This is a genomic window from Candidatus Wallbacteria bacterium, from assembly GCA_028687545.1.
Classification (GTDB): domain Bacteria; phylum Muiribacteriota; class JAQTZZ01; order JAQTZZ01; family JAQTZZ01; genus JAQTZZ01.
On the sequence record JAQTZZ010000042.1, the window covers coordinates 22,132 to 34,460 of the forward strand.

Here is a 12,329-nt window from a genome sequence, read left to right on the forward strand (position 1 = left end):
TCCAGTGAATCCCGAATTCTTAGAAAGATATTATCGCTGGGTAGCCCTGTCCATAATCATGCTGGGTACATTCATGGCAGTATTGAATTCCAGCATAGTCAATGTGGCACTGCCACACATGATGAGCGCTTTCGGAGTCAACCGCGACCAGATCCAATGGATTTCCACTGGTTTCATGCTGGCCACTGCAGTCGCCATGCCCCTGGTGGGCTGGCTGACCAAGAATTTTGGCCACAAGCAGATCTATCTGAGTTCCCTGGCACTCTTCACGATCGGCTCTGCTTCCTGCGCCTTTGCATTCAGTTACAATGCCATGCTCTTCGCCAGGATCATGCAGGCTATCGGTGGGGGCGCGATCCAGCCTGTAGGAATGTCGATCATCACTGAGCTGTTCGAACCGCACGAACGCGGCAGGGCACTTGGCATCTGGGGTATCGGCATCATGGTGGGTCCCGCAGTCGGTCCCACCCTGGGAGGCTATCTCTGCGATTATTTCAACTGGCGCGCTATTTTCTCAGTAAATCTGCCCATCGGAGTCCTCACGCTGCTGCTTGGACTGCTGGTGATGAAAAGCGACAGAAAACCCAGAGAGGGTTTGACACCTTTCGATTTCTGGGGCTACCTGTTCCTGTCGATCGGATTGATCGCTTCTTTGCTGGCACTTTCCAATGGTCAGGAAAAAGGCTGGGATTCAGACTACATCAGGATCTGTGAAATCCTGACAGCGATCGGTTTCACAATGTTCGCAGGGATCGAAGCAACTGTTTCACATCCCCTGTTTCCTCTCAAACTGCTTCTCTACCGGAATTTTACTTTGGGCATGATCCTGGCGGTTTTCCGAGCCATCGGACTGTTCGGAGGCGTTTTTTTATTACCGATTTTTCTGCAGACCCTTGTCGGTTACACTACCATCCAGACTGGGTTGTGGCTGATGCCTGGAGCTGTCGCAATGGGATTCTTCATGCCGGTCGCAGGCAGGCTCGCCGATCGCTATCCGGCTAACATTCTGGTTACAATCGGAGCCCTGCTCAGCGGAATTTCGATGCTCTTTTACGGAAATCTTGATCCACTGTCCGGCGCATTCCTGATCATAGGCTCGCAGATTGTGAGGGGTGCAGGCCTGGCCCTGATGATGACTCCGCTGATGACTACGATCCTGAACTCGGTTCCCAGGCATCAGGTACCTACAGTATCGAGTTTTCTCAATGTCGCCCAGAGTGTAGGCGCTTCTTTCGGGATAGCGCTGCTTAACACCTATGTGACAAACTCCATCCACTGGCATGCCGTGCGGATTGGAGAGAAATTACCTGTCCAGTCCGAAGCTTTTTTCAATCTGTACCTGAAAGCGCCTCAGTTTGTGTTCAGAGGTGTACAGGGAATCGCTCTGGATGACTCGATCAAGAGTGGCTTCATGGCAGCCAAGGCGATCATGCATCGCGCCAGTGTGCTGGGTTTTGACAACGGCTTCGTAGTTGGTGGTATAATCGTTCTGTGCTGTATTCCGCTCTGCCTGATGTTGAAAACAGTCAGACATGCAAAGCTGGGTGCAGTAACAGTGGGAGAATGAAATACAATGGGGATAGGCCTTGACATTTAGGAACAAATGTCAAGGCCTGTCCCCATACCTGCAAGGAGGATTCATGAAAAAGTATTTCCTGACAGTGATTCTGGTGTGTTCGTTTTCTGCCATGGCAGGTCCGACAATAACCCTTGGCGATAATTTCGACCTGAAACCCCTTGGACAGCCGCCGATCGGCTGGGCTGCGGTCTGCGACGGAGACGGCAAGTGCGGGATATTCAGCGGAGAATACTATTCTGCACCCAACTGCTTCAGGATTGGTAATCTGGCGAACTGGGACGGTTGTTACAGTCACGCCCTGTCTGCAACAGGTGAAATCCTAGTGATAAACTTCAAGCTGAAAGGCCAGGCCAATGTCTGGTTCAGACCTTTTTTCAACGTGACTGTAGACGGCAGGAGATACGGCGGAAGCTATGATGCTAAAAGCGGCCGGATCACCTGGGTGAATGGCGAGGCCTTGGTACAGGGATCGCATCTCAACGAATGCGTCTGGTATTCGGTCTCGATCATTGTCAACCGCACCACTGCTACTGCCAGTTATTATCTGAACGATGCCCTCGAGACTGTCGGTAATTCCTTCTGGACTCCTGGTGCAGCAGCCAACGGCGACTGTATTGCACTTGCTTCAGGGAGCGGTGGAGCAGGAGTGGTTTATTACGACGATCTGTATGTCTACCCAACCTGCCAGTATGATTTCCAGAGCCAGGCTTCAGTTCAGGCCGGCTTCCAGGCTCCCCGCGAGTATAAAACAACTGTGGTGATCTTTCCCTGGGATCATCAAAGGCACGAAGATCATCACTGGAGCTGGGACTGGCGCTGGGACGACAGGCATGACAGGAGAGATGATCATCACGGACGGCACTAGTGATCCGTTACATTTGAATTTACCAATCGCGATTTCGCGTAATGCTGCAGTAGCAGCATTTTCAAAGTTAACCATTATGAAATTCAAATGATACGGCGCACTAGTATTTCTGCAGCCCTTCGGGTATAAAGGCTTTGGTGAAGTTCAGGAAACCATCGGCTGAGTTGGACAGCTGACGGATTCTCTTGTCGACAGCGACGATTTTCTCTTCCGAAAACAGGAAAATCATCGGCTGGTCCTGATGCAGGATGGCGTGCAGCTGGTGACACAGTTTCTCCTGCACACTGCGGTCCGTGGACGAGCGGTATTCTTCGAGCAGCCTGTCCGCTTCAGGATTGCTGTAGCCGATAGTATTCAGCCCCTTCAGTTTCTTTTCCTTGTCCGGAATCATTGAAGAATGCCAGAAAGAATACGGATCGACGTGCGGGCCATAAAAAAAGCCCAACAGGGCCGCATCCAGCTGGCGGTTATTGAGACGGTCCGAGAAATCCCCCCATTCGAGACGTTCGATCCTGACATCCACACCTATTTCCTGCAGGCATTTCTGGATCTGCAGGGCGACCAGGCGCCGGATCTCATTGCCGTTGTTGGTACTGATCGTGAAACTGAATCTGCGACCTTCACGCTCCAGAATTCCATCACTTGCCGGCCTGTAACCAGCCTGCGAAAGAAGCGTGACTGCTTCAGAAGTGGAATAGGGCCAGGGCATTATGCCACGGTCATAAGCCCAGTAGTCCGGCGGGAACGGACCGCTGATCTGTTTGCCGTAGCCGTACAGGACGTCGTCGATGATGGCCTGGCGATTCACGGCCATGGTCAGGGCGCGCCGCACCAGCCTGTCTGAAAAGAGCGGATTGTCCAGGTTGAATCCCAGGAAAGTATAATCCAGGGAGAAAAAACGCTGGATATTGTATCTGGTTTTGAATTCGGTTTCATCAGCGTGCTTCAGGTACTGGTCCGGCGTCAGCCTGAGTATGTCGATGTCTCCCCTGAGGAGCCCGAGATACGCCATCGAAGGGTCAGGGATGACAGTGCAGATGTAATTGTCGATGAAAGGCCTGCCTGTAAAATAATCGCTATTGGCCTTGAGAATGATTTTCTCCTGCGGGACCCATTCCACGAACCTGAACGGTCCTGTGCCGACTGGTTGCCTGTTGTAACTGGATTCCGCCAGATTTCCCCCCTGGTATAAATGCCTGGGCAGGATTTGAAACAGCCAGCATTTCAGATAGGAGGAAGTGATTTTCTTGTACCTGGCCCTGAGCGTGAACGGATCGATTATTTCAAGAGTATCGACTTCATCCAGAGTGGAGCTCAGGCCGATCGGGGTGACCGTATGCAGCAGCAAGTCATAGGTGAATTTCACGTCTTCAGCCGAAAAGGGCACACCGTCATGCCATTTTATCCCCTGATGCAGGTGGATGATCAGCTCCCGGCTGTCCTGACCTTGTTCCCAGCTCTCGGCAAGATCGCCCTTGATCTGCAGTTTTTCGTCAAGGACCACCAGCGAATCGAACACCATTTCTATAATGCTGAGGGAAAACCTATCGTTGTACAGAAGCGGATTCAGAGTCATCGCATCTGCGATCGAGGAATCGACGATGGTGTCCCCGTAGGATGGCGAGTCGACGAATGATTCCATGGTATTCGCACTTGCCGGATGAGATGCAGGTTTACCTCCGCAGCCGGAAATGAACGCAAAGGACGTCAGTAAAAGCCAGGCTGCAGTTAACGTGCGCATATTGAGAGGTCCCTTCCCTGAGAGGCATTATTTACAAAGTTTACCTGAACCCTGGAAAAAGTAAAGAAAATCGAAAAAATGCATATTTTACTGATTTTTAGCAGAAAAAACCAGCATTCGCTGAATTTACTTGATCCTGGCCGAAATTCCGGATATAATGAAAGAGTATAGTAGTATATGTGGGGAGGATAGAGTATGAATAAGATCAATTTTTTCACAAGATTCCTTTTTTTCATTCTGATTGTTTTCATTGCAGGCTCTCTATTTGCCGGTACCAATGAGCAATTCAAGCTTACCGCCTCAGACAGATCAACGATCTATAACGGGGCGCAGCAGGCAGCCGCTGAATACGGCGATAAATTCAAAGTATCTGTTGCGGCTATCCCGAGTCGCTGGTATATCAGTGATCTCAAGTTTCCTGCCCTCAATGAAAATCAGAAGCAGCTGGTGCGTGATTTTTCTGCCACAGGGTATGTGCGGAGCAGGGGAGCCAACAGACTGCCTGCCAAATGGGACTGGCGGGATAACAATGGTGTCACTCCTGTCGGTGAACAGCAGAACAGCGATTGCTGGGCCTGGGGAGCTACCCACACCTTCGAACATTGCATAAAAGTGAAGGACAAGCAGGAAGTCAGGCTTGCTGTTCAGGATACCATCAGCTGCAGTGGAGCAGGCACTGCTGCAAACGGCGGTGATTTTGTGACTGACTTTTTTATATCCAAAGGCTGTGCCCTGGATGCAGATTATCCCTATACAGGGCAGGATGATCAGTGCAGAAACGATATCAAGAGAGAGCATAAACTCTCAGATGCAAAGGTCTTCAATTTGGGTGATGCGGCATATCCTGACTTTAAGAGCATAATTCCTGCGATTCAGCAGATGGTCTACGAGCAGGGTGCAGTAGTGACAGCCTGCGTTTCCCAGGAGCTTGGCTTCAGAGCTTATGCTGGAGGAACCTACAATGTCCCGTCTAGGGTTGAAGATAAGACAGACCACATTGTCCTGATCTGCGGCTGGGACGATAACAAGGATGGCGGAGCTTTCCTGATCAAAAATTCTTACAGCACACAGTGGGGTGAAGGCGGTTACGCCTGGATAAAATATGGCAGCGCCCAGGTTGGTTTTTACAACTGCCAGTATAAGTATTGAACATCAGGCAAAACAGTAAAACTGAAGTAAAAAACCGCTCGAAAGAGCGGTTTTCTGTTTGCAGGTTCTTGTTTTCAGTGGGTTGCTGGAGAATACAGAATTCCGATGCAAATTTATGTCTTTAAAACAGGGAATATCTGGAAAAATAAACTTTTTTGATGGATAATATTACTTAGAACTTGTTTCTATGTATTTCGAATTATCATCACAGGAGAATTAATGATCACCAGCGGTTTCACCTATCTTGCCACCATCCTGTTCATTGCCGGAATTATTGTACTGCTTGACAAGACGTACCAGAATCTTTTCAAGCATCTGCCAGGCGTTGTCCTGCTCTACTTTATTGTAATGCTCTGCACTACATTTGGATTGTGGCAGCAGTCGCCAGACGTGAAACTCTACTACAAGATGGTGAAAGACGCGGCCATCCCCTGTATGATCTTCCTGATGCTGCTGCGCTGCGATCTGCGCAAGATCGCCAAACTCGGACCCAAGATGCTGATCGGCTTTTTCTCTGCTACGCTTACCATCTGCACAGGCTTCATCGTCACTTACGGCCTGCTGAAAAACCAGTTCGAGCCGGAATTCTGGAAACCCCTTTCCACGCTCTGCGGATCCTGGATCGGCGGCACTGGCAATATGGCGGCAGTACAGGGAGCTCTGCAGGTCCCAGACGCCAAGATGGGGAATGTGCTTTTAATGGACTCAGTCTGCTATGGGATCTGGGTAATGTTCCTGCTGGCGATAGTTCCATATGCCAGATATTTCAACAAATGGACCCACGCTGATACCAGACTGATCGACGAAGTTGGTGCTAAATTGAAGCAGGAGCAGCTTTCTGCTACAGGCCAGGTGGATTTTTCAAGTCTTTTTCTGCTGCTCGGCACCAGCCTGTTTGTTTCTGCAGCCTGCCAGAATCTGGCAGCTTCCGAGTACATACCAAAGACACAATTTCTTTCAACTTCCACCTGGGCGATTCTGTTTGTGACTCTGGCAGGTACACTCTGCGCTCTGACGAAAATGGGTCAGATCCCTGGCGCGTCGCCGCTCTCCAACATCATGCTCTATACGATCATAGGGTTATATGGATCGCAGGCCAATTTCCGCGAGTTGACCCAGGCTCCGTTTTATATTGCAGCAGGATTCATGATCATGGCGATCCATGCAGGTCTGATGGTGGCGCTGGCCCGGATTTTCAAGCTCGACCTGTTCACATGCGGCGTGGCGAGCCTTGCCAACATAGGAGGCGCAGCCTCGGCTCCGATCCTGGCTGCCGCCTACAGCGAGGTGCTGATCCCGATCGGAGTGCTGATGGCTTTGCTTGGATATCTGGTCGGCACTCAGGGGGGACTGATAGTAGGAAAAATATTGTCAATGATATAGAGTCTGTTAAAAATTTCTGGAGGATTGATGAAATTATTTACCGCAGTTCCGGCAGTTATTTTGCTGATCATTTCAGCAGCATATGCAGAGGAAACAATGAGCAATGATTTTTTCTCGAGGATTCCTAAAGTGACGAGTGAAATGCAGCACCCGGATTTCTGGGTAAAACTTGCTCCTGATCCTGATCAGATCCTGGCAACACAGGCTCAACTTGACCGCTATAATGGTGATGTTTTAAGGAAAACCGCGCCCTGCGCAGACATCTGGAATCTCAAGCAGATACTTTCAGAAACCGATCTCAGGGAGATGATCAAAAAAGTCAGCAGCCCTCCTTCAAAAGCCAAGTTTATCAACGGAAAACCGATCAAACCCGCATATTTCAAAAAATTGGAACGCAATCTGAATTTAGGGGGCATCAAGGGGATCAACAAAGTGCGCTATGGCCTTACAGTGCGGCGCAGCGTGATGCGGACTTACCCGACTTATGACCGCACGTTCACTGATGCTTCGGACCAGGAATTCGACAGATTCATAGAAACAGCAGTCTATCCTGCAGAACCACTGGTAATCCTCCATCAGAGTCATGACGGGAAATGGTTTTTCGCCAGGGCTTACAATTATCTGGCCTGGATTCCGGTGATAGATGTAGCTGTCGGTTTGAAGGACGAAGTCATGAATTATGCACAGAAACCGCATTTCCTGGTCGTGACAGGGAAGAAGGCTTTCACTAACTTCAATCCGGAATTGCCTCAATTATCAGAATTGCAGCTGGAGATGGGAGTGAGAATCCCTCTGGCAGCCTCAGCTGAAATTGCCGACGATGTTTATGGGCAGGGAACTGAGGGCAATCATGTGGTCTCTCTGCCTGTCCGCACCGCAGCAGGCGGGCTGGAATTCAAACAGGGATTGATTCCAGTCACAGAAGACGTCTGCCTGGGATATCTGCCATATACAAGGAGAAATATCCTGACCCAGGCTTTTAAATTTCTGGGGCAGCGCTATGGCTGGGGCGGGCAATACAATACCAGGGACTGCAGCGCCTTTATCATGGACATTTTCAGGAGTATGGGTGTGCTGCTGCCGCGCAACTCAGGCGAGCAGGGCAAGCTCTGTCCTGGCGTCAAACATGACATGGTTGAGGGACTGAGCCTTGATGAGCGTAAAAAGATTTTCGATGCTCTGCCTGCCGGTTCCGCGCTTTACATGAGCGGACATGCCATGCTGTTTCTCGGAAAATTCGGCGACGATTACTTCATGATCCATGATTTTGCAGGGTTTTCAGTGAAGAGTGGCGATGGCAGGGTTACTCCACATAAAGCATTGGAAGTGGCAGTAACTCCGCTGCTCTCCATTTACCTTGGAGACGGGCAGAAAAGCTTCATGGAGGGGTTGTATACTGCCAGGGAGTTCATAGAGCAGTAAGTTTTGTTGTCAGATGGCCCGGGAAAACCTCTTAATCTCTAACCATTTTTTTCCTGCAAAATAACCATTTATAGGTATTGAATTAAGGTAATTTTATCTTGACATACTAACATTTGTGAATATTCTTTATTTAATACACAATTCTGGGAGGTTGCATGAAATTTTTGTGTGGCTTACTGTCCCTTTTGATCTGTGCCGCTTACCCTGTTCCGATTTATGCAGGCGATTCTGATCTGAAATCGTACAATCCACTTGTTCCGGTAATTACTGACAACAATCATAATGACCCAACTCCTTCATTTTATCCCAATCCACACCCTAACCCTAATCCTAACCCAAACCAAAATCCCAATCCGCACCCAAACCCCAATCCGCACCCAAACCCTAATCCGCACCCAAACCCTAATCCGCACCCAAACCCGAATCCTAATCCTAACCCAAATCCGAACCCTAACCCCAATCCGGATCCAAATGATCAACTGGATTACCAGAACGGCTTCAATCAGGGTATGGAACGCGGCAGGGGGGATGGATACATCGCCGGACACCGCGACGGTCAGATTGAGGGTACTTCCCAGGGCGAACGGGATGGCAGAACTGCCGGATCATCCGAAGGTCACAGCAAAGGCCTCCAGGCTGGACAGCTTGCAGGACGTGAGCAGGGCATGCAACAAGGCAAAGCAGATGGAGAATCCAAAGGAACAGCGCTGGGTCAGAAAGCCGGGCAGGATCGCTGCTATAATGAAGGCTATGCTGCCGGAGAAAATGAAGGCTATATAGACGGCTATGCAGAAGGCGAACACGGCAATTTCTATAACAACGGAATGGCTCAGGGCAGCGCTGACGCAGCCAAAGCCGGAAAGGACCAAATCTATCAGGCCGGCTATAAATCTGGATTCGCGGACAGGGAAAAAGAAATCCACGATCAGCCAAGGAACACCAGGACCGAAAATTCCCGCAACAATGTCCAGAATGATCTAATCACAGACATTCAATCTGTAAGTGACGAAAAACTCGCTGCAGCCAGATTCGGAAATTCACCTGCCTATCAAAGAGGATTCAATGACGGTTACAGGCAGGGCTACAACCAATCCTATGAGCGGGCCAGATCACAGGCTTACAGCGAAACTTACGGAAACGCATATTCCCAGGCCTATCAGACCACCTACCCTGATGCCTACAATAATGCTTACAGCCAGGGTTATGACCAGACTTACCAGACAGCCTACGACAATACATATACTCAGAGTTACAACAGCGCATACCATTACAGTCTGTCCCAGGAATATCCTTCCTACAGAGCCAGTGGCCATAGCGCAGGCTACCCGGTAGGTAAAACCGAGGGTTTCAATGAAGCCAGCAAAATGCAATATGACAAGGGTTATACAGACGGGTACAACAAAACCGCAGCTAAAAAGGATCCCAAGGCTTACGCAGACGGCAAAGCCAAGGGCGTGGCAGAGGCCGATAAATACTACCAGAAAAATGCTGTGCTGGTTATAGAAAAGACCTTTGTCCTCGACAGCAATAGCAACAACATCAACGAAGCCGGCGAAGAGCTTAGGCTATGCATCGAAATCGTCAACTATGGATCTCAGGATTCAACCGCACTCACAGTGGATTTGAGCACTGCCAGCCAGGGATTGACCCTCAAGGGACCATCCTCCATATCTGCGATTAAAGGAAAGTTGCGCACTCAACTTATTCTGCCACTCGGCAGAGTGAACAATGATGTCATTAACTGCACGAGCGCAGCGCTCAAAATCTCCTTAAACGCTAACGGCTCAGTCGTCAGCTGCAAAGTGATGCGGATCATACTCAACAACCAGAGTCAGATGATCGGCAAATCCACACTTCCGCAGTAAATTGACTCTTAAAAGTAATGAAAAACCGGGGAAACCCCCGGTTTTTTTATGCCATTTCAGGAAATTATGGGGACGCGTCCCGTCAGGCTGATATTTGACAAAATTGATAATTGAGGTTGAAATATTAAATTTGATGAACATGGATATTACTCTCAATTTCAAGGACAATGATGATAAAATATTTATACTTATCTGAAATAAATCTGCTTGGAGTTGAAAATGAAAATCACTAAAATCAGGACCGGCTTGCTGACAATCGGATTGAAGAAGCCTTTCAAAACCGCACTCAGGACTGCAAACTCACTGACAACAGTGATCGTAGCCATAGATACTGATGCGGGCGTCACTGGCTATGGAGAAGGTTCGCCCTCTGGCTCGGTGACAGGCGATTCGCTGGGCGGGATTCAGGGAGCGATCAGGGAATACTTTGCACCCAGGCTCATGGGGAAGCCAATCGAGAATCTGGAGGAGAATCTCTGCCTACTGGATGCCGCCTGCATCGGCAACAGCAACGCCAAAGCAGCCTGCGACATAGCTTTACACGATTTATACGGGAAGCTGCATCAAATTCCTCTCTACAAACTGTTCGGAGGATTCAGAAAGGATTTCCAGACAGACCTTACGATCAGCGTGAATGATCCGGAGGAAATGGTGGCAGACAGCCTTTCTGCAGTGCAGCAGGGCTTCAGTGTCATCAAGCTCAAGGTGGGCAAAGACCCTGAGCTGGACATCCGGAGAATCAGGTCCATCAGGGAAGCTGTTGGAGCAGGAATCGTGATCAGGGTGGATGCCAACCAGGGCTGGACCCCTAAAGAGGCGGTCAGCATTCTGCGAAAGCTTGATCAAGCGGGGCTTGGCATAGAGCTGGTGGAGCAACCCGTGCCTGCCTTAGACCTCGAGGGCCTGAAAATGGTCACAGACAGTTCTCCGATTCCTGTGATGGCTGATGAGAGTGTACACTCAGTCAGGGACGCGATCGGAATCGTGACTGCCAAGGCAGCGGATTTCGTCAATATCAAGCTGATGAAGTGCGGAGGTTTGCATGGAGCACTCAGAATCTGCGCAGTAGCTGAGGCTTATAAAATGGAATGCATGCTTGGCTGCATGCTGGAGAGCAAGCTTAGTGTAACAGCAGCCGGCCATCTGGCCGGCGGAAAAAGTATTGTGACCAGATTCGATCTGGACGGCCCTTCTCTGTGCAGTTCAGACCCGATTGAAGGCGGGCTTGTAATCAATGGACCAAAACTGACTCTACCCGATGCTCCGGGGCTTGGTATAAGTGGAGTTCAGGGTGTCAGGTGGGAGTAATTCTTAATAACTCGACTTTTGCAAATTTTCCATATCATGCCGCTGAAACCCTTGTGGGGTGGCCAGGCGTAACTTATTTCTCGATCTGAGCTTTGCGAAGGAGAGAAAAAGTTATGCCAGGACAGGACCCGCCACAAATCAAGGTTTTTTAAATAAATATCTGGCTGCACACCATAAAAATTTGCCAAACTCAATTTAATAAGTTGCATTTTCTGCTTTGAAAAACCCTGATTACCGGTATAATGAATTTATCAGTTAAGTGCCGAGGAAAGCATGTTTAAAAATTCAGTCCTGATTCTGTTTTTTCCGGTACTCCTTTATGCAATGGAAAATCCAGCTGTAAACCTTACCGCCCGTTTTAATGCAGCCAGGGAACTGTTTAGGATTGAAAAGGCTACTTATACAGTTTCTGCTGCAGCGGCATCCAGTGGAACCGTCAGTCTGGCAGGCCTTGTGTTTCCGGAAAGAATCAGCAGATCGTCTGTTTTAAGGCTGGACAGCTCGGAAATTCAGCTTCCAGCAAAATTTGACTGGCGGGAATTCCACTGTGTGAGTGCAGTCAAGGATCAGAAAAGCAGCTGCTTCGGCTGCTGGTCTTTTACGCTCTGCGGAATGCTGGAATCTCAAATTCTGATGAAGGACTCGATTGAAGTCGATCTTTCAGAGCAGGATCTGATAAATTGCAACCAGAACGGTTACAACTGCAGGAATGGCGGATTTCTGGATGCAGCAAAAAATTTCCTCGACGGAGCTGCCCTTGAACAGGACTGCCCATACCTTGACGCAGATGGGGAATGCCGGAAGGATCTGCAGAGACCTTATAAGATCAGAGACTGGAAATACCTGAGCCTGAGTCTCAATTCACCGCCACAGGTTGAAGTGATCAAGCAGGCTATCATGCAATACGGACCTGTAGGCTGCGGTGTGGGGCAGACGACACCTTTGGATTTTACAGCGGCGGTGTTTACAATCACGAAACCCTGCCCATGGTCAAACCTAATCACGCAGTGATGCTGG

General features: G+C 49.4%; 9 protein-coding genes. 8 read left to right on the forward strand and 1 reads right to left on the reverse strand.

Features of this window, described 5'->3' with window-relative positions:
* Positions 1-4: 4 nt before the first annotated feature.
* Complete coding sequence (locus PHW04_14445; GenBank protein MDD2717087.1) at positions 5-1,567, forward strand: DHA2 family efflux MFS transporter permease subunit; 1,563 nt, start codon at positions 5-7, stop codon at positions 1,565-1,567.
* Between the two features lie 73 nt (positions 1,568-1,640).
* A complete protein-coding gene (locus tag PHW04_14450; protein MDD2717088.1) occupies positions 1,641-2,444 on the forward strand; it encodes a hypothetical protein in 804 nt (267 codons plus the stop codon).
* Positions 2,445-2,544: 100 nt separating this feature from the next.
* Here PHW04_14450 and PHW04_14455 read toward each other — a convergent pair whose 3' ends face one another.
* Complete coding sequence (locus PHW04_14455) at positions 2,545-4,185, reverse strand: peptide-binding protein (GenBank protein ID MDD2717089.1); 1,641 nt, start codon at positions 4,183-4,185, stop codon at positions 2,545-2,547.
* A gap of 195 nt (positions 4,186-4,380) precedes the next feature.
* On the opposite strand from PHW04_14455, the gene PHW04_14460 reads away from it, so the two are divergent.
* The 6 genes from PHW04_14460 (at position 4,381) to PHW04_14485 (ending at position 12,323) form a co-directional block, all read left to right on the forward strand.
* Positions 4,381-5,334: a C1 family peptidase gene (locus PHW04_14460; protein MDD2717090.1), complete on the forward strand. Its 954-nt coding sequence runs from the start codon at positions 4,381-4,383 to the stop codon at positions 5,332-5,334.
* A 219-nt stretch (positions 5,335-5,553) separates the two neighbouring features.
* Positions 5,554-6,717, forward strand: coding sequence for a DUF819 family protein (locus tag PHW04_14465; GenBank protein ID MDD2717091.1), 1,164 nt, complete (start codon positions 5,554-5,556; stop codon positions 6,715-6,717).
* Between the two features lie 27 nt (positions 6,718-6,744).
* Positions 6,745-8,139, forward strand: coding sequence for an SH3 domain-containing protein (locus PHW04_14470; GenBank protein ID MDD2717092.1), 1,395 nt, complete (start codon positions 6,745-6,747; stop codon positions 8,137-8,139).
* A gap of 155 nt (positions 8,140-8,294) precedes the next feature.
* Positions 8,295-10,004: a hypothetical protein gene (locus PHW04_14475; protein ID MDD2717093.1), complete on the forward strand. Its 1,710-nt coding sequence runs from the start codon at positions 8,295-8,297 to the stop codon at positions 10,002-10,004.
* Between the two features lie 219 nt (positions 10,005-10,223).
* Complete coding sequence (locus PHW04_14480) at positions 10,224-11,312, forward strand: dipeptide epimerase (GenBank protein ID MDD2717094.1); 1,089 nt, start codon at positions 10,224-10,226, stop codon at positions 11,310-11,312.
* 273 nt (positions 11,313-11,585) lie between these two features.
* Entirely contained in the window at positions 11,586-12,323 is a 738-nt protein-coding gene (locus tag PHW04_14485) for a C1 family peptidase (protein ID MDD2717095.1), read from the forward strand.
* Positions 12,324-12,329: the final 6 nt, after the last annotated feature.